The organism is Ruegeria sp. AP7 (assembly GCF_056539905.1).
In genome coordinates this window covers 1-19242 of sequence record NZ_JBQFVT010000005.1, presented here as the reverse complement: position 1 = coordinate 19242, position 19242 = coordinate 1, and the positions used below count along the sequence as shown (strand labels likewise).

Annotated in this window: 15 protein-coding genes; 9 read left to right on the top strand and 6 right to left on the bottom strand. The window is 54.2% G+C overall.

Annotated elements, in window-relative coordinates; translation table 11 throughout:
* Positions 1–214: 214 nt before the first annotated feature.
* The 3 genes from ACR0KN_RS11230 to ACR0KN_RS11220 form a co-directional block, all read right to left on the bottom strand.
* On the bottom strand, positions 215–1126 hold the full coding sequence (locus ACR0KN_RS11230; protein ID WP_480653545.1) for a glycosyltransferase family 2 protein: 912 nt from the start codon (positions 1124–1126) through the stop codon (positions 215–217).
* 7 nt (positions 1127–1133) lie between these two features.
* Positions 1134–2843 (bottom strand): ABC transporter ATP-binding protein, encoded by a 1710-nt coding sequence (locus ACR0KN_RS11225; protein ID WP_480653543.1) that lies wholly within the window; start codon positions 2841–2843, stop codon positions 1134–1136.
* 1146 nt (positions 2844–3989) lie between these two features.
* Entirely contained in the window at positions 3990–4688 is a 699-nt protein-coding gene (locus ACR0KN_RS11220) for a DnaA N-terminal domain-containing protein (protein WP_480653541.1), read from the bottom strand.
* A 374-nt stretch (positions 4689–5062) separates the two neighbouring features.
* On the opposite strand from ACR0KN_RS11220, the gene ACR0KN_RS11215 reads away from it, so the two are divergent.
* Positions 5063–6373 carry an AAA family ATPase gene (locus ACR0KN_RS11215; RefSeq protein WP_170772308.1) on the top strand — a complete coding sequence of 437 codons (1311 nt, stop codon included), beginning with the start codon at positions 5063–5065 and terminating at the stop codon, positions 6371–6373.
* Positions 6370–7422, top strand: coding sequence for a ParB/RepB/Spo0J family partition protein (locus tag ACR0KN_RS11210; RefSeq protein ID WP_480653539.1), 1053 nt, complete (start codon positions 6370–6372; stop codon positions 7420–7422). The genes ACR0KN_RS11215 and ACR0KN_RS11210 overlap by 4 nt, the downstream gene beginning before the upstream one ends.
* Before the next feature lie 85 nt (positions 7423–7507).
* On the opposite strand, the gene ACR0KN_RS11205 is transcribed toward ACR0KN_RS11210, so the two are convergent.
* Positions 7508–8563, bottom strand: a complete 1056-nt coding sequence (locus tag ACR0KN_RS11205) for a tyrosine-type recombinase/integrase (protein WP_480653537.1) — start codon at positions 8561–8563, stop codon at positions 7508–7510.
* 288 nt (positions 8564–8851) lie between these two features.
* On the opposite strand from ACR0KN_RS11205, the gene ACR0KN_RS11200 reads away from it, so the two are divergent.
* Positions 8852–9466, top strand: coding sequence for a PfkB family carbohydrate kinase (locus tag ACR0KN_RS11200; protein ID WP_480653890.1), 615 nt, complete (start codon positions 8852–8854; stop codon positions 9464–9466).
* Positions 9467–9866: 400 nt separating this feature from the next.
* Here ACR0KN_RS11200 and ACR0KN_RS11195 read toward each other — a convergent pair whose 3' ends face one another.
* Positions 9867–11123, bottom strand: a complete 1257-nt coding sequence (locus ACR0KN_RS11195) for a M20 family metallo-hydrolase (RefSeq protein WP_480653535.1) — start codon at positions 11121–11123, stop codon at positions 9867–9869.
* Between the two features lie 77 nt (positions 11124–11200).
* Here ACR0KN_RS11195 and ACR0KN_RS11190 point away from each other — a divergent pair, with 77 nt between their 5' ends.
* Together ACR0KN_RS11190 and ACR0KN_RS11185 are read left to right on the top strand one after the other, a co-directional pair.
* A complete protein-coding gene (locus tag ACR0KN_RS11190) occupies positions 11201–11971 on the top strand; it encodes a FadR/GntR family transcriptional regulator (protein WP_480653533.1) in 771 nt (256 codons plus the stop codon).
* On the top strand, positions 11971–12900 hold the full coding sequence (locus ACR0KN_RS11185; protein WP_480653888.1) for a glutaminase: 930 nt from the start codon (positions 11971–11973) through the stop codon (positions 12898–12900). Before ACR0KN_RS11190 ends, ACR0KN_RS11185 begins: the two co-directional genes overlap by 1 nt.
* On the opposite strand, the gene ACR0KN_RS11180 is transcribed toward ACR0KN_RS11185, so the two are convergent.
* A complete protein-coding gene (locus ACR0KN_RS11180; RefSeq protein WP_480653531.1) occupies positions 12870–13559 on the bottom strand; it encodes a DUF1028 domain-containing protein in 690 nt (229 codons plus the stop codon). The two genes, ACR0KN_RS11185 and ACR0KN_RS11180, sit on opposite strands and share 31 nt — an antisense overlap.
* Positions 13560–13663: 104 nt before the next feature.
* Here ACR0KN_RS11180 and ACR0KN_RS11175 point away from each other — a divergent pair, with 104 nt between their 5' ends.
* The 4 genes from ACR0KN_RS11175 to ACR0KN_RS11160 all read left to right on the top strand — a co-directional run bounded on the left by ACR0KN_RS11175 (position 13664) and on the right by ACR0KN_RS11160 (position 19095).
* A complete protein-coding gene (locus ACR0KN_RS11175) occupies positions 13664–15241 on the top strand; it encodes an ABC transporter substrate-binding protein (RefSeq protein ID WP_170546899.1) in 1578 nt (525 codons plus the stop codon).
* A 67-nt stretch (positions 15242–15308) separates the two neighbouring features.
* Positions 15309–16256 (top strand): ABC transporter permease, encoded by a 948-nt coding sequence (locus tag ACR0KN_RS11170; RefSeq protein ID WP_170772298.1) that lies wholly within the window; start codon positions 15309–15311, stop codon positions 16254–16256.
* Entirely contained in the window at positions 16256–18136 is a 1881-nt protein-coding gene (locus tag ACR0KN_RS11165; protein ID WP_480653886.1) for a dipeptide/oligopeptide/nickel ABC transporter permease/ATP-binding protein, read from the top strand. The genes ACR0KN_RS11170 and ACR0KN_RS11165 overlap by 1 nt, the downstream gene beginning before the upstream one ends.
* A complete protein-coding gene (locus ACR0KN_RS11160; RefSeq protein ID WP_480653528.1) occupies positions 18133–19095 on the top strand; it encodes an ABC transporter ATP-binding protein in 963 nt (320 codons plus the stop codon). Before ACR0KN_RS11165 ends, ACR0KN_RS11160 begins: the two co-directional genes overlap by 4 nt.
* Positions 19096–19242: the final 147 nt, after the last annotated feature.

The following is a 19242-nucleotide window of genomic DNA, read 5'->3' as shown; positions in this document are numbered from 1 at the left end:
TCAATGATGCTTTACCATCCAAAATGTTTGCGACAGAACCCTCCGTCTGACAGATGGAATAAAGTTTGCGACAGAAGCCTTTTGAACATCTAACAAATCATCAACGCGTCTTAATAGTCAAAATATTCTACTTATGACCACTACACAAAAGCCTAGTTTCGCTAAGAATTTGAGTTTTTAAACCAAGTACATTAAGATATCAGTCTTTTTAGCCCTATTTCCGTTGATCGGCGCGTCGTAGCCAGAGCAGACGAATAGTTTCAGTTATCTTCACCACTCGAAGAACATAATGGACACCCCAAACTCCAAGGGCTTGTCGGGTCGATAGATCGGATTTTCTAAGAAGATTTTTCAGGGTCTTAAACGACGGGATCAGCTTTTGAACGGGTGGTATGTAATTCACAAATCCACGCTTCGCGTTCCTGCGCAAACGCGCGCCCTCAATCCGGCGGGCTTTGGTGATGTGTTCACTAAGACTTCTACGCGCTGGATGTCTTACGATGGCATCCGCAGCAAAAAGGATAGGTTCGCCTGCAGCTTTTGCGCGATCGTTCCATTCCATATCACCACCTGACAAAACCTTGTCGTTGAACCGACCCACTTGATCTATCACAATGCGACGCAAAATCAGGTTGGCAGTAACAGCTCTTCCACGCTCAACCCACTTCTGCTGCTCCAGACCAAGATGAACGTCATACAATTCCGTTGTCGTCCATTCTTCCGCGTTAGGGATCAGAACAACATTGCCTCCGAACCGCCCAACCTCAGGGTGATCCTGGGCTATCTTCAATCCAGCTTCCAGATACTGTGGGTCAGGCTGACAATCTGAATCGGTAAAGAAAAATAGGTCGGCATTCGCGTCATCGATACCGCGATTTCGTGCCGCGTATGAGCCCGGCTTTATCTCGCTCAATATACGAGCGTTTGCAGGCAAACGAAACTCAGACGGAGTTTGGTCGGACGGATCATTGTTTACCGCAATAATCTCAAACTGATCGGCATTCAGGGTCTGGGAAGCCAAACAGTCCAGACAGATCTGTAGTTGATCCCAACTGTGGTAAGTTGGAATAATGACGGTCGCGGCCAGTGGTTGCCGCGCCGGTCGTCTTGCAGATTGCTGCGTCAAACCAAGCTCACTCTGCGCTAACTGCGTTAGAATACTGATGGTCGTACAAGGTTTTGAAAGGGCCTTGTTCTTTCAACAAATGTTTGGCGCTCCCTTGCTCCAACACTTCTCCACTTTCAATCACAACAATCTTGTCCGCGTGCATAATCGTTGAAAGGCGGTGCGCAACGATAATTGTTGTACGCCCTTCCGTAAGCCTGCTTAGCGCTTCCTGCACCAGATGTTCCGACTTTGAGTCCAGCGCACTCGTCGGCTCGTCCAGCAATAGAATGGGGCTATCGCGCAACAACGCGCGGGCAATCGCAAGGCGCTGTTTCTGACCGCCAGATAAGAAGGCTCCGTTTTCGCCCACCATGGTGTCAAAGCCCTGCTCCAAAGTCATAATGAAATCATAGGCGTTTGCGGCCTTGGCGGCCTCGATCACGTCCTCTTGTGTCGCCCCCTCTCGGCCAAAGCGAATATTGTCGGCGATCGACGCTGAGAAAAGAAATGTCTCTTGGCCGACAAAGGACATATTCTGACGCAACGTCTTGAAAGAGGTGTATTTTATGTCTTGGTCATCGATCGATATCGAACCACTATTCGGATCATATAGGCGCAATGCAAGGTTTAAAATGGTCGACTTTCCGCCACCAGATAAGCCAACCAAAGCGGTCGTCTTGCCGGCCTCAAAGGTCAACGATAGCCCCTTCAAGATCGGATCACGCCGGGCGTAGCCGAATACAACATCGTCAAACACGACTTTGCGAGGCCCATCCGGCAACGCTTTGGGATTAACTTCCTCAGGCAGGGTTTCCGGTTCGTCCAGCATGCTGAATAGCATTTTAACACGCCGCAAACCCACTTCCATCTTCACCCGCACCTTGGTCAGACGCTTCGCAGGTTCATACGCCATCATCACAGCGGTAACGAATGACATCAGTTCGCCCGGGGTAGAAGCCGCTGCACCAAACAACTTACCTGCACTCAGCCCGATGACCGACGCAATCGCAAATCCTGCCAGAATATCAGTCAATGGGCTGGTTGCCGCTTGCAAGCGAGCAAGCTTATTACGGCGTTTTTCGACGCTTTTAACTGCCGAATTCATCTGTTCGGCCATGCGTTCTTCTAGTCCAAAGGACTTGACCACCCGAATTCCGGCCGACGTCTCCTGAATGACTTTCATGATCGCGCCCATCGACTGCAGTTCCATATCCGCAATATCGCGGACCTTACGAAGCAGCACCCGAACCCCCAGAATCGCCAGCGGGCCGACTATTAGTGTAAAGAGGGACAAGACTGGTTGCTGATAGAACATCACGGCAAGCAAACCAATCAATGTAAGCATGTCTCGAACGGCGGTCGTGACCATTATTTCGATAACCGTCCGCGCAGCCTGTGCTGACTGTGTCACTCTCAACAGCAAATCCGAGCTTTCGGTCAGGTTAAAGAAAGATACGCCCTGCCGCAAAAGCTTGTCATATAGCTTGATCTGCTGTTTTGAAACGATCCGGTTCCCAGCGCGGGTCAATGCTACAACCTGGACGTAGGTGGCGACACCTTTAACCAAGAAAATAGTGAACACGGCCATCGAAACGCCAAAGATCTTGGCCGAATTCTCACTGTCGAACAGAGAGTCAACGACATCGCGCATGATGAACGCGATACCAGCTGTAGTCCCCGCCACAAACACCATCGCGATAATTGCAATGGTATACGGCAGCATTTGCTCCCGCATGTTCTCTGACAGCAAACGCCACAAGACGGAATCGCTTAGTACTGCCGCAAACTTTGATTTGATCTTTTGCAATGCACATGCCCACTGTGATCAGGATCGAGACATGTCTGTTATGACAGACTCATAAATCGTGTCCGCTAGATAGTCGCCCGCTCTCTATTGGGCAAGCCCACGCGATATTCCGCCTTATTCCACGGTTTCGATGTGCAATGTCCTGATCGGTGGGTCGACACGGGTATTACCCTCCAAAACCCGCCCCGATCACTTATAAGCAATGTAATGGGCAATAAACGAGAAGGCGCGACAAGCATAGCCTGGGCCCCTACCCTTTCGGCCTCGTTCAAATGTTGAAACCAACTGACCCAAATTTCTGGATCGCACCCATGTAAGATGGTCTGAACTTGCGCCCAGACCCCCCTCCCCTAGAGACGGAGAGTTAGCTGGTTTTGATTAAAACGCGACAATATTGTTGTGCTGATCGGGTTCATGTTGCATCCGATTCTGAAAGTCTGATCCGAAAATGGGCTCACCTCAACCGTACCAAGTAGAATCTGTGGAGCTGTCGCAAACATAGCAGAGAAATAAAGCTATCACTCTGATTAGGTTCAATTATCCAGCGAGCTCTGCAAATGAGCGGAATCCGCGTGTCGAACGTCCCAGCGGCCTCTTACCGATCAAATTTGCTGTTTCGATGTCTGCAACAACCGGGGTGAAGCTTTCAAAGCGAAGCATGGGCCTCGTAAGCTGCTTGATGAGCCGGTGATCCTGCTTGGAGATTTTGTTCTCTTCTTTGATTTGCGACCCGCCAAGGATGAATACATTACTAACCAGCTGTTCATCCTCGCATGTTCGACCTTAACACTACTTTCAGCCGGTATTTCTTCTAGATCACGATAGGAAAAGCCGTTTCGAACGCAGAAGTAGACCGCGAATAGGATCACAGATACTGTGTAGAGCGCGCCATTGAATTAGATCACAAGACTTTCCCAAATATCATTGTAGACCAAGCCTCAATTGGAATAAACACACGAAGTTGCAACATGCCGACCAACGACTGCGATAAAGAACGGATCCCTACTAGTTTCAATCTGCAAATCTGACTGGTTTAATTCAAACAAATTTAAGCAAAGCAACGGCATGGTCCAGTTAGCCTATCAGACGCACCTTCTGAATTCGCCCAAATTCAAGTTGGATAGCCCCAAGCAAAGGTTTCAAATGGTGAGACTGAATGTACTGTGCAATGAACTTGCTTGGCGCACGCAAGGTGATCGTCTGATCTTGGGTTTCAACAAGTTGAAGGTCACGATACCAGCATTTGAACAACAACATTTCTGACTCTGACAAGCGTTGGAGCGCCCTACCCCACGGACTTTGAAGATCTTGCCTCTCAGGTTCGACTTCTAATTGTTTTTCTTGACCAAATTGTACATGAACGACCTTTTCGGATGGTTTTGGTACTTGCATTTCCATGCGTGATACAAAATCAGAACCAACATTTTGCCAAACTGGTTTGCTTAGGCGATAAATTTCCGCGTAGTTGAGTCGGTACGCCGCAACACGGCCTCTAACTCCGGGCCTAAGCTGAAGAAGCATATTATAATTCGTCAACCGCTTAATTTCTCGCTTGACGGTTCGTTGGTCTACGGCCCAGAGGCGGGCCATTTCTTTTTGTCCGACCGTCAGCTCATCAGTGCGCCAATTGTATCGGGCGGTTATCAACGCAATGAGTCGCATCATTGAATTTTGAAAACCGGGTGTACCACATAATCCCGCAACAGAGATTGCAGTTAGTAGATCGTACTTCTGTGAACCGGCCTGATGTCCTGTAAATCGTTTTATTTCCATTTTTATACTGCCACTGTGCCTCGAGCGGATCGGTCTTGCTATCCGATTCCATCAATTGGGTTCAGTGTGATGAAATCCCGTAGTTTGTCAACGAACTTTGAAAAGCAGGATACCCACTTCATTTTTCAAAATCAAAAGAAAATTCGGTTAATAGGTAATAGGTGACATGCAGGATGACACCCTATTAGAGGGTGAATGTCACCATATATCTAGTTAGTGATTGATGCTTGTCACCAAAACTTAGCCTGGCATTCGAATTTCTTCCCGTATTTAACGGATCATAGGCAAAAAAGCGGAATTTCTATTCTTTACGTTTTGCAGTTTCCGAAAATCGCGTTATTAAAAGACAACCGTCTTATAACAAGAGCAACATCATGCGTGACCACACCGACCTTCAAGCTATGAACGAACGAAGCCTGGCTCAACAGGCTGCCGTCCGCCGCGCTACTTTCTCGCCTGCAGACGAGAAAGTTCTTCGACCATTCTCAATCTGGGAAATTAGCCAGTTCATGTTTGATGTCCCGGCCGACACCTTGAGAAAGAAGTTGGCCGAAGACCCGTCTCTTCCGCAAGGTGCGACTGAAGATGATGGACGGCAAAGATGGTTTTCTCTTGCTGAGATTAATGAGCTGAGACGGCGTCTGAGATTTAGGGGTAAGAGCCTTCTGCCTCAAAGGCCGGCAGGCCGGGCTATGAGAGTGGCGGTTTCGAACTTTAAGGGTGGTGTTGGCAAAACTGTCGTTGCTCAGCACTTGGCGAATGCGGCTGCGCTTGATGGTTATCGTGTTTTGGTGGTGGATTTTGACCCCCAGGCGACACTCACTCATTCAATGGGTCTGGCTGAAGTAAGAGAGTGGAATACTGTCTGGGGCATTATGTGTCGCGACCTCTGCCGTGAGGCGAACCGGATCGCGGACGAATATGATGATCCTGCAGATTGCCCCTACCCTACTGCCGACGAGTTGCCAGAAGATGTTCAGTCGATCGGCGCACAGCGTGTTCAGGATTTCATTCAAAGAACTTCATGGTCGACGATTGACATCATTCCGAGCTGCGCGAACGCCGCCTTCGTTGAATTTGCTTCCGCCCAATATAGGTCCATTCATAAGGCATGGAGTTTTTTTGGATGCGTCGCAAGATATCTCGATGAGTTGCCAGACGACCAATATGATTTGATTGTTTTCGATTGCCCGCCTGCAATTGGATACCAGTCTTTGAATGCAGCCTTTGCCGCTGATATCCTCTATATTCCGTCTGGTCCTGGTTATTGGGAGTATGACAGCACAACGAGTTATCTTGGTCAGCTTGGCGACGCTTTAGAAGACATAACTAACGGTTTCGAACGTATTGCACAGGATGCTGGTATCACTCTTCCTAAAAGGTTCGATGACATACGTGTTCTCATGACTCGCTTTGAGGCCAGCAACTCTCTGCATGTGGCGATGATGGACGCTTTCAAAAATGTCTTCGGGGCCGATGTCTGTCAAAATCCCATCGAAATGACACGTGCGGTCGAGCAATCTGGTAGGTTCCAGATGTCTGTCTACGAGCAGGACTATAGGCAGATGACTCGGGACACATGGAAACGGGCGCGTCTGTCCTTTGATAATGCATACAGTGAATTTAAGGACGTCGTCCTACGGGCCTGGGAGGCGCGTACTAAAGTAGAGGAGCGGGTAGAATGAGCGGTAACAAATTTGGCTTCACTCCGATTGATGAAGATGACCTCAAGAAAGCACGCCGCCGCGAAGTGGGCCCAATGGGGGCTGCGGTACGCGAGACAGCAAACAGTTTAAATGAAAGCACTGAGAACCGTGTCGAACAGCGACGGCAAAATGCCTCCGATGCCAAGGAGTATCGCAAAGCTCGTGACGAGGGGCGAGTTTTGGTTGCGGTCAGCATCAATGAAATTCTTACGACAGATCTTCCAAGAGATCGCTTGGATCTATCGGCCGTCGCAAGTTCGGATGAGATGGATGAACTCAAGGCTTCTATTCAGGAACGCGGCCAGAAGGAGCCCATAGAGCTTTATAAGGATTCAGATGGTCGTTTCCAGCTCAAAAAGGGTTGGAGACGAGTAACTGCTCTTAGACAGCTTTATGAGGAGACTGGTGATGAACGGTTTTCCAGTGTTACAGCTCGAGTTGCCGAATCCCAGAGTGATCGCATCGACCTTTACATTGACATGGTTGAAGAGAACGTTGTTCGAGAGGACCTGACATTTGCTGAGATGGCGCAAGTGGCAATTCTTGCTTCCAACGATTCTGAGTTGGGGGCAGGGGATGCAGAAGCTTTGGTCGGAAGGCTTTACTCATCGCTGCACAAGATGAAACGCTCTTATATTCGTAGCTTTGTTTACCTGCTCAATGAACTTGAGGGCGCGTTGCCGTTTCCTAAGAGTGTCTCCAGAAACCTTGGCGTTGAAGTTGCGCGGAAACTTCGAGCTTCGTCGGGTTCAGCTGCTGTGTTAAGAGATGTGTTGGCGCGCGCATCCACAGTTCATGAGCAAAACGAGGCACTTGATGCTTTCTTGGCAGATACTGATTCTGAACGTGGTAGAGGCAAGCGACGTGAGAAAGTCGAGAGCGTGAAGTATGAGTTCCACGTGGGCGCTTCAAAAATCACTGCGCGAAAGGGAGAGTGCAGAATATTGTCTGGTCAAGACTTTAGTTCGATTGACCGTTCTAAGCTCCAGAGAGCGGTTGAAGCTTTCGAAGCTGTTTTGAACGAGTAGTAACCCGCGGGTTACCCATGCTTACATTTCTTGATTTTAATGGCGGTAACCCATGGGTTACCGCTTTTTTTCGTTTAGCTCCAACTCACCCCAACAGATCTGTGGCTGGATTCTCTGCAATATCGACGTCATCGTAGTATTTCTGTGCCTGGGCCAGGGAGCGGTGCAGAGACAGGCGCATGGCGGCTTGGATCGGGGCGCCGTCAAGGGCGGCCTGGGTCAGAAACCCCGAGCGCAGCCCGTGGGGCGAGGCAAAATCCTCGGGCAATCCGGCTTGTTTCAGGCGGTGTTTGACGATCTGATAAATCGCATCCGGGCTCAGACGACGTTTCAGCACACGATCCGCTTTCGAGACAGGGCGGAACAGCGGTCCATCCTCAATCCCGCCAACCTCGATCCAATGCACCAAGGCTTGCGCGGCGCGTCCCTTCAGCACCAGTCGCGGGGTCTCGCCCTTCTGGGTGGTTTTGGTTTCCAGCAGCGAGAGCCAGACGACGCCGCTCTTGTCGAATTCCTTGAGCGAGACATCCACGCGCATCAACCCGGTGATCTCCGAGCGCCTCCGACCGCCCGAAGCCCAGCCGAGCATCAACAGCGCCCGGTCGCGGCCATCGCGGCGCGTGCCGTGGCAGGTGGCCAGCAGCTGCTCCAGCACATCGCGGGTGATCGGATGCTGCGACTTCGGGGCAGGGGGCCGGGCAGCGGCGCGGCGGGCTTTGGCACGGGCTTGCTTGACCTGGGGCGCGTCGAAGGGCGAAGTCAGGTTCTTCATCCGGTGAAAGGCCAGCAAGGAGGCGATGCGCCGATCGAGCGTCGACGGGGCCGGGCAGGAGAGGGACTTGCGCAGCCCTTGCGCGATCAGCGTTTCTGCGCTTTCGCGCGCTACATCCGTTTCTGGTGCGTCGTTCAGATCGCGGGCGTGATCGAGAATAAAAGCCAGCGCGATGGCCTCACTTTCAGGCCAATCCAGGGCTGACCCGAAACGCGCGGCTTTCCATGCCGTCACGTAGAGCAGATCCCGCTCATAGGCGCGCAGCGTATTGGCCGGCGTGCCGCGCACATACAGGTCGGTCAGCGTTTTCTGATCCGCCTGCGACAGGGCAGGGGAGGCAGCTGGAAGATAGAGGGCAGGCGGCTTCATGGGGTACATTCTGCACCGCTTCGCGGCAAATTTCAATCAATCATGATAAGCGATACTTATCGGATGTAACTGAATTTTAGCAAAACAGAAAAGGTAATGCGCAAAAAGTTTATATTGTGATCTTCAGCTGGCAAGCATGCCAGCATCATTAATGAATTCGACGCCCACGCAAGGTTAATTTTCGAGGTGCCGTTGCAAAGTGTACAGTTGTTCGGAAACCTGCTTTTGTGCCGATGGGTTAGACCGCCAGTTCTGCGAACTGTAGAAATGGACAGAGTTCGGGCGTGAATTGACCTTTGCGGATCATGTGCGCGACAGCTGTTTCAACAAGATCGACCAAATCTGCGTGATCTAGAGCGCTTTGACGTTGTCTATCTCAGCGGTATTACTCTTGCCATTCTTGAAAATAATCAAAGAGAACGACTAATCGAGACATGTGAGGAGTTGCGAGGCAGAGGCACAGTCATTGCGTTCGACACCAACTACAGATCAGTGCTTTGGGGCACAGTAGCTAAGGCGCAAACCCACTATGACGCTATGTTTTCGATTACGGATGTGGCCTTTCCTTCGGTGGATGACATCGATGATATCTATGGGAAGGTTTCAAAATCCCAAGCCTTGGACAGCCTTCATTCCAGAGGCATTCAGGAAATCGTTCTGCGAGATGGCGCGAACGGAACCACTGTTCGCAGCCACGGAGAGGGAGATACTTCGCTTGAGCCTGATCCTGTCGATGTTGTTGACAGTACCGCAGCTGGAGACGCATTTAACGGAGCATACCTCGCGGCTCGACTTTTGGGCTGTGAAATATCTGCCGCACTAAAAGATGCTCAAGATCTTGTGTATCAAGTCCTTAGTTTTAAAGGCGCGGTTGTTCCTAAATCCAAATTTGATGATTGTTGATTCTAGTGACCTACAGATATGGTCTTATCGCATTTTCGGCACAAACGCCTTTCCTATTGAGCGAACCTGACTTGGCGAGAATTACAGTGCTACCTTGAAGTGTCCGGAATGAATTAAGTTTGGTAACTTATCACTGCATAAATGAATGCTCGCTTTACTCGAATTGTGGGGAACAGTAATGCCCAGTCTATTGCGCTCTGAGTGAATTCCTTTTGAAGTTAACTTTACAGGTGCAGGAATTGGAAGCTTCAATGGGCAGCAATGTGGCGTCTGGATGTGGTAAGCAACTGCGGGTAATGCTAAATTTTGCATAGATGCCGAATATTCGTTTGCAACTATGGCGAACCAAGACTGCCGATTGGAATTCGCCTCAGAGAGCTTGGGATCGCCGAGAAAGCCGTCATCGAGATGTTATGGCGGGACGTTCGAGTCTATCTGCGTATCTGGTCGCAAGTCGTTTGACGGCTTGTTCGAGAACATCCACGGCTGCGTTCATGCTGTTGGCATCGGCGTATTCGTCCGGGCGATGGCTTACACCCGCGCGGCAGGGAATGAAGAGCATTGCAACCGGACAGATATCAGCCATCGCGGACGCGTCGTGGGTAGCACCTGACATCAAACGCAGGGCTGCGTGGCCCGTGTCCTCAGCCGCTTCCGATAGCGTCGTCATGAGCTCGTCGTCGCTGGGGACAGCGCGCTGTTCGTAAGTGCGCGTGATCGAAAACTGGAGACCTGTTGTGCTGCACCAGTCATCTGCGAACGTTTCCACTTCTTCGGCGAATTGATCGCGACACGTGTCTTCTTCGGCGCGCACTTCAAGGGTGAAATCGACACTTCCCGGCACTGCGTTCACTGCACCAGGACTAATCGATAGCGTGCCGACGGTTGCCCTGAGATTTTTCTGCGCCGTCGCGCGTGCGTTGATTTCACTGATCAGGTGGGCAGCCCCTACAAGCGCGTCACGGCGGCCCACCATCGGGACAGTTCCCGCGTGACCGGTTTTTCCAGTGACCGTAACGTTATAGCGGGCAATGCCGCATATGGCCGTGACAATCCCTATCGGGACGTTTGCATCTTCAAGAACCGGGCCCTGCTCGATATGTGCTTCGAGATACCCCACAATTGACTTGGGATTGCGCTTAATCGTCAACGCCTGCTTCGGGTCGGCCCCGAAAGCGCGCATGGCGTCACCCATCATGATGCCTTGCCGATCGGCCATTTTGAAAACAGTTGGGTCAAGCGTACCGGCCAGCGCCCGCGGACCGATCAGAGCTGTCGGAAACCGAACGCCTTCTTCGTCGGCAAAGGCAAGGACTTCGATACCGACGGGAAGCGCGTCCCATAGGCCCTCGAAGCGTTTTGCCACAAGACAGCCGAGGGCGATCCCCATTATCCCGTCAAACTGACCGCCGTTGGGAACACTGTCCTGATGCGAACCCATTAGAATGACCGGCTTGCCTGTTGCATTTGGTGACCGCCCGACGAGTGTACCTGCGGCATCCAGTTCGGTGGACAGTCCTGCATCCTCCATCCAACTCTTTATCTCGTCCAGCGCGGCCTTATGCTCGGGCGTCCAGGGCAGGCGCGTAACGCCTTCCTCTGTTGCGCTATGTTTGGAAATGGCCGAGAGACGCTTGGCGGCGATGTCACCATCCATGATATTTTCCTTGAATTTATCATGATAAATTGATTCCATGGTTTAACGGCGATCACGCCGTTAAGCTACAAAAAAACGTGAGGAGCGCCTTGGCTTCGCAGAAAACACAGACGAAACGGAAGAGATCGCGCCCCATTCAAGTCGCCGATGAAATCAAGTCGTGGGTGGTTGAGCAGGGACTTCAGCCGGGAGATCGCTTGCCCAGCGAGCCTGAACTCATCGAGCGGTTTCAGATGTCCAAAGGGACAATCCGCGAGGCCATGCGACTGTTGCAAGCGCAAGGTCTTGTCGCCACGAAGACGGGTCCTGGTGGCGGCAGTTTTGTCGGCGAAGTGACGACAGAGCGCGCGCACGCGCTGCTTGCTAACTTCTTCTATTTCAAGAACGTCTCCATCGACGACATCTATCAAGTGCGCGTGGCGCTAGAACCGGAGAACGCTGCGTCGCTCGCTGGGCGGTTGTCAGCGCTTCAGCTTCAAGAGCTTCGCGAAATTACGATGCGCTATGATACCCCTGCAGAATCAGCCGAGGAAGAGCGTGCTCAGCATGTCGACTCACTTCTGTTCCATGCCAAACTGGCGGATTATGCTGAGAACCCGATCCTAGGGTTCATGATAGGGTTTCTTGCAGAGATTCTGACCCAGTTGACGGTCTACAAGCGCCTTTATTCCAAGCCGAACCACAAGCTTTGGCGCGAAGGCCGAGACCACCAGATCGCGCTGATCGAGGCGTTGCGAAAAGACGACCCTGACCGCGCGAGGGACATCATGCTGGAGCACATGAAACTCGCCCGCCGCCTAATGGAAGATCAGGAGGCCGTCGTTATGAAGCGGTTCATCGCGGAGTGATTTCAACCACGTTTGCCGGTTTAAAGCAGATTGCCGAGCAAGGGGTCGCTGAAGCAATTGAAAAGGCCGATTGGGGGCAGGTTGCGACCTACATCCCCGAGTTGGCCTCGATCGCGCCTGATCAGGTTGGGGTCGCGATCGCTCTGCCTGACGGTGCGGTAGTGCGGGCAGGGCAAGCCGAAACGCCTTTCTCTATACAGAGTGTCTCAAAGGTATTCGCACTGGCTGCGGTTCTGGGCCGGGTCGGCGATGATCTTTGGTTGCGCGTAGGGCGCGAGCCCTCTGGCACAGCTTTTGACAGCGTAGTGTTGTTGGAACGAGAGGATGGGCGTCCGCGCAACCCGTTCATCAACGCGGGAGCGCTTGTCACTACGGACGCTATGATTGGTGGGCGAGAGCCTAAAGATGCCCTCGCCGAGCTTGTTTGTTTTGTGCGCGCAGCGGCGCACGACGATGACATACACATCAACAAGCGTGTGGCGGAGTCGGAAAAGGCCTCAGGGTATCGGAACCTAGCGCTCGCTCATTACCTGAAATCGCATGGAAATCTGTCGAATACGCCCGAGCGGGTTTTTGGCACCTACTGTCACCAGTGTGCGATCGAGATGAACTGCGTGCAACTCGCCCGTGCGGGTTCGGTTCTGGCGCAGCTTCCTGATGCCACCGGACTAATATCAGAAAAGCGTGCGCGCCGGATTTGTGCGCTCATGATGACGTGCGGCCACTACGATGGTTCGGGGGAGTTTGCGTTTCGCGTCGGTCTGCCGGGCAAAAGCGGCGTAGGTGGTGGAATCCTGATTGTCGCACCCGGGCGGGCATCGATCGCCGTCTGGTCGCCCGGTTTGGATCGCTATGGCAATTCGAAGGTCGGCACGCGGCTGGCCGAGTATCTTGCGGATCAGACGGGCTGGTCCGCCTTTTCAAGGTAAGGCTCTGCGCGTTCGGGGTCGTCAAGCGTTGGGACGAGCATAGCCCAGTCCGCGTATGTGCCGGACGTAGCGGCCTGGTGCAGGGCGCGCAGGTCAGAAAGCGGTGTAGCGCTTTTGTCGACGCGCAGGGTCAGCGGAGCTGTGCTGCGGTTGACAATCAGCAAAGCGGCGGACAGCAGCCCCCGACTGTCACCGCCTTCTAGTGAAGCGGCCTCGAGCGCGGTCAAAAGTCGTTCGGCAAAAGAGCCTTCGGTGGCTAGAAAGCCGTTGAAACAGGCGTCAATCACGTCATCACTCTTCAGAAGATTTCCGGCTACGATGACGTTCGACCCAGAACGGCTTCTCGCCGCAGGGATGCTGTCTTCCCCGGTGAAGGCGAAAACTCCACCCTTCGGATCGAGCGCCGCGAGTTGCCTCTGCGCTCGTCCCGCGTCGGCGTTTACGACGCCCAAGACCGCATCCTTGGCGCTTTTCCCGGCCCGCATGGCGGCGAGAGTATCTGTCCCCCACATCGTCGAAGGCAATGATCCCTGCGATGCTGAGAGGCCTGATTCGGCGTCTCCGCGGAGCACCCACCCCCCTACGCAGAGGCTTCCCGTAGTTGCTGCACCCCCGTAACTGCCTGTTTCTTTGTCAAAAGCCAGGATTGAGATCGTCACTTGGGCACCTCCTTGCGAGTGGGCTTGAATTTATCATGAAAATTTGGCCTGATGCAATTTATCATGAAAAATAAACTAAGAACATCACAACGGAGGTAAAGCCAATGTCGCTCTTTTCTTTCACACGGCGGACACTGCTGGCTTCGGGTGCGGCGATAGCGCTGGCCCTCGGAGCGGTCAGTGGCGCCACAGCCCAAACGCCGCCCGGCGTCCTTATTGTCGGGCAGATCGCGGAACCAAAAGCGCTCGATCCGGCGGCGGTCACCGCGGTCAATGATTTCCGGATACTGATGAATGTCTACGACGGACTTGTCCGCTACAAGGATGGCACGCTTGAAGTTGAGCCCGCGCTTGCGACGGATTGGGCGATTTCCGAAGACGGCACGGAGTACACCTTCAACCTGCGCGAGGGCGTGACCTTTCATGACGGTAGCCCTTTCAACGCTGAAGCGGTGAAGTTCAACTTCGACCGTATGCTGGACGAAAGCCATCCGTATCACGACACCGGCCCGTTCCCGCTGGCGTTCTTCTTCTCGGCTGTCGAAAACGTCGAGGTGGTCGACGACCTCACGGTGAAATTCAAACTGAACGCTCCATACGCGCCATTCCTGTCGAACCTGGCCTACCCAACCGGTTTGATCGTTTCGCCCGCTGCCGTGGAACAGCACGGCGCCGATTTTGGGCGCAATCCCTCTGGAACAGGTCCGTTCACCTTCGCCGAATGGCGCGCCAACGAGGCGGTGGTAATCGAAGGCAACCCCGATTATTGGGACGGCGCACCCTCGCTTCAAGCGGTCGTCTTCCGCCCGATCACGGATGCCAACACGCGGACAGCAGAGATGCTGGCAGGCGGCATTGACCTGATGGTCGAGGTGCCGCCAGTCGCGCTGAGCCAGTTCGAAGGCGATCAGTACACCGTTCATGAACAGGCTGGACCGCACGTCTGGTTCCTGATCCTGAACGCGAAAGAAGGGCCGTTTGCCGACGTCCGCGCGCGCCAGGCCGCGAACTACGCGATCAACAAGGAAGCCATCGTCAACGACGTTCTGGAAGGCACGGCTGATGTTGCGGCAGGTCCTACTCCGCCGGCATTCGCATGGGCTTATAACCCCGATCTGGAACCGTACCCATATGACCCCGACAAGGCACGCGAACTTATCGCCGAAGCCGGTGTCGAAGGCGCAGAGCTAACTTTCTACGTAACCGAAGGCGGCTCGGGTATGCTTGATCCGGTGGCCATGGGCACCGCGATGCAGGCCGACCTGGAAGCCGTAGGGTTTGATGTCAAGATCGAGACCTACGAGTGGAATACCTTCCTCGGGAACGTGAACCCTGGCCTCGAAGGCAAAGCTGACATGGCGCAGATGGCTTGGATGACGAACGACCCGGATACGCTGCCATTCCTGGCACTTCGCACTTCGGCCTGGCCGGAAGAAGGCGGGTTCAACTCGGGCTACTATTCCAACCCGAAGGTCGATGAATTGCTCGAAGCGGCCCGCGCTGCGACCGATCAGGACAAACGCGCAGCTCTCTACAAAGAGATGCAAACCATCGTTCAGGAAGATGCGCCTTGGGTTTTTGTTGCGAACTGGAAACAGAACGCTGTCACAAGCGATCGAGTCGAAGACTTTGCGCTGCAGCCATCGTTCTTCCTCCTTCTCGACGACGTTACAAAAAACTGATCCTCCCTGGGGGGCAAACATGCGAGTTTGCCCCTCCACATTTCTCCTAAAGCACTCGGGGTGAGCGATGGCGGGTTATATTCTGAAACGACTGCTTTCAGCGATCCCTGTGCTGTTTGGTATCACAATCATCGTTTTTCTCATCATGGCGTTGATCCCAGGTGATCCGGCGACGGCCATCCTGGGAAGCTATGCCACGCCCGACAACGTCGAAAAACTGAACCGCGATCTCGGCCTGGATAAGCCTTTAGTGCAACAGTATTTCATCTGGCTCAGTAACATGATGACCGGTGACTTTGGCACCTCGTTCGCGCTCAACCGGCCGGTCATCGACGAGGTTCTGGAGCGGTTTAACGCAACGCTGGTCCTAGCCGGAACCGCATTCGTGCTTTGCTCTATTTTCGGGGTCGCCGCGGGCGTCATTTCGGCGGCCAACCAGTATGGCTGGGCGGACAAGGGGATTACCTTCGTGGTGCTTTTGGGCATTTCGATCCCGTCGTTTTTCCTTGGGATGATGATGATCTTGTTTTTTGCCGTGAACCTCAGGTGGTTCCCAGTGTCAGGCATGTGGCCAATCTATGGTGACCGAGACTTCGCAGCCCTCATTTCGCACCTGACGCTTCCCGCCATCGCCCTTGCGGTCGTTGCCACCGGGGTTATTGCCCGTCTGGCCCGGTCAGCAATGTTGGAGGTCTTGCGACAGGACTTCATCCGCACCGCTCGAGCAAAAGGCGTGGCCGAAGGCGGCGTAATCTGGCGTCATGCGCTCAAGGCCGCGATGGTCTCGATCATCCCGGTGCTGGGCATTCAAGCAGGCTTTGTCCTATCTGGCGCAGTCTACATAGAAATCGTTTTCCAGTGGCCGGGCGTGGGGCGCATGCTGGTCGATGCCATCCTCAAACGTGACATCCTGTTAGTTCAGGGCGGGGTAGTCTTCGTGGCAGCCTGCTACGTGCTTTTTAACATCGCCGTCGATGTCGCCCAAAGCCTGCTTGATCCGAGGATCAAGACATGATGGCGTTTCTCAACCTGCTCGCGCGGAACCGGCTTGCTATGGCGGGTGGGATCGTTCTGTCGCTTGTTATCCTGCTGGTTCTATTGACACCGCTACTGCCGCTGGCCGACCCGGACGTGACGGACACCGGCAACCGTTTCAAGCCGCCGTTCTCCGAGGGTGCGCTCCTTGGAACCGATCATCTCGGGCGCGATCTCCTGTCGCGCCTCCTCTGGGGCACTCAGCTTTCACTCGCCGTTGGTTTCACCGCGGCAATCATCGCTGCGACCATCGGGGCCGCCATCGGAATCGTCGCAGGATTCTATGGTGGTCGAACGGACAACATCATCATGCGCGGCGTCGATATGCTGATGGCGTTTCCTTATATCCTGCTCGCGCTCGCCATCGTCGCGGCCCTGGGACCGGGCCTGTTCAACGCGTTGATTGCCGTTGCTGCGGTGAATGTGCCTTTCTTTGCCCGCAACATTCGCGGCATCACCGTCGGCATTGCACACAAGGAATTCGTCGATGCCGCGCGGCTGGCGGGTATGTCGAACGCCCGGATCATCCTGACCGAAGTTCTTCCCAACGTCATTCCAGTTATCATCATTGCAATGTCGACAACAATCGGCTGGATGATCCTTGAGACGGCGGGCCTGTCATTTCTCGGCCTCGGGTCGCAGCCACCGCAGGCTGATCTCGGCTCGATGCTTGGCGAAGCGCGCTCGGCACTGATTACGAACCCACACACGTCGATTGTGCCGGGGATCATGATCCTGATCATCGTGATGTCGATCAACCTGCTTGGCGACGGCGTCCGCGACGCGCTCGATCCGCGCCTGAAATCCGGCGCGCTGTCGCGGCCTTTGGCAGCGACGATGGTAAAGCGCGATGCACCCGCCCCTGCGTCCGAAGATAAGGGGCTGCTCGAAGTGCAGGAGTTGCAAACGCAGTTCCATGTCAAGCACCGCGTCTATCGTGCTGTCGGTGGCGTCTCGCTGCATGTCGAAAAGGGCGAATGCCTCGGCATCATCGGCGAGTCTGGGTCCGGCAAGTCCGTCACCGCTCTTTCCGTCATGGGCCTCGTCGCTTCGCCGCCAGGGGTCATCACTGGCGGCGCGGTCCGATATGAGGGCAATGATCTTATTGGTGCACCCTACAAACAACTCCGCGACATGCGCGGGCGCAACGTCGCCTACATCTTCCAAGACCCGTTGGCCACACTTCACCCGCTTTACCGTGTCGGAGAACAGCTTGTCGAAGCGATCCGTTCGCATCGGCAGATTGGCAAAGAGGAAGGCCGCGCGAAGGCAATTGAGTTGCTCGAAGCGGTGCGTATTCCAAACGCCGAGAAGCGGATCAGCGATTACCCGCACGAAATGTCCGGTGGCATGAGGCAGCGTGTCGGAATCGCCATGGCGCTGGCCAATGATCCCGATGTCATCATCGCCGACGAGCCGACAACCGCGCTCGATGTGACTGTACAGGCGCAAATCCTTGCTCTTCTCGACGACCTCAGAAAATCTCGCGGGCTTGCCATCGTCTTTATCACCCATGACTTTGGAGTCGTAGCGCAACTATGCGACCGTGTCGCCGTCATGTACGCGGGCCGCATCGTCGAGGAAGGCCAAACCAGTGATGTTCTCGACAACCCCCGCCACCCCTACACCGCGCGCCTGATGGCTTGCGTTCCCGAGCTCGGCGAAGGGAAACGACGGCTCGAAGCCATCCCGGGCCTGCCGCCTGTGGTCGACAATTTACCTGCCGGCTGTGCCTTTGCTGACCGTTGCCACAACGCAAAGGATGCGTGTCGCCAAGGCGACGTGCCGTTAGAGCGCGACGGCACACGTGCCGTACGATGCCTCTTCCCCGAAACGCCGTTTAAGGAGGCCGCGGAATGAGCGATGCACTGACGCTCGACAACCTGTCGAAAACGTTCCCCGTGGGGCGGAGCCTTTTTGGTGCAGCCTCCGGTTGGGTGAAGGCGGTGCACCCCATCACACTTTCGGTCACGAAAAACGAAACCCTCGGCATTGTTGGCGAGTCGGGCTGTGGAAAGTCTACGCTTGCGCGAATGCTCGTCGGCCTCCTGCCGCCGACCACTGGCACGATCCAGATTGAAGGCGCAGCACTCAACAAGGCGGACCCGGCGGATTTCGGTAAACGTATACAATACGTGTTCCAGGATCCGATTTCCTCGCTCAATCCAAGAAAAACGATCCGCCAGATTATGGAAGCGCCGCTTAAGCAACTTCACGGCATGGCGAAACCCGAGCGTGACAAGCGGATCGCCGAGATCTTCGCGAGCGTGAACCTGCGAGAGGAGTTCCTCGAACGCTACCCACACGAGTTCTCGGGTGGACAGGCCCAGCGAATCGGAATCGCGCGTGCCCTGGCGGCAAATGCTCGGATTCTTATCCTCGATGAACCGGTTTCGGCGCTTGATGTTTCGGTGCAGGCACAGGTTTTGAACTTACTTGCCGATCTGAAGAAAGAGTTCGATCTGACCTACCTGTTCATCAGCCATGACCTAGCGGTAGTCGAAGCGGTAAGCGACCGGATCGCGGTGCTTTACTTTGGATCGGTTGTGGAACTTGGCCCCGCCGAGGTGGTCTTTGCCAACCCGCGCCATCCTTACACCAAGCTTCTCGCCGACAGCGCGCCGGTGGTCGGTCGCGCATTGACTGCGCCGGAGGCGAAAGGGACAGAACTCCCGAACCCGCTAGACCCACCGCCCGGATGCGCCTTCGCGGCGCGGTGCCCATACGCAACCGATCGCTGCCGATCTCAGGTGCCTACCTTGGAAGACGCCGAAGGCGGAGCCACAGTTGGTTGTTTTCATCCGCTTGCTGATGTTTGAACACTAGTTTTCGATAACCAAGTCATGATCGTCGCCTGGCATCTTGCAAAATAAGTTGCGCAAGCAGCGAATGGCGTGTGTGGATGGCTCCTGCTTGGCAAGACATTTTTGATCCGATTTGTGCATTCGTCAGAAGCAGTCATGTGT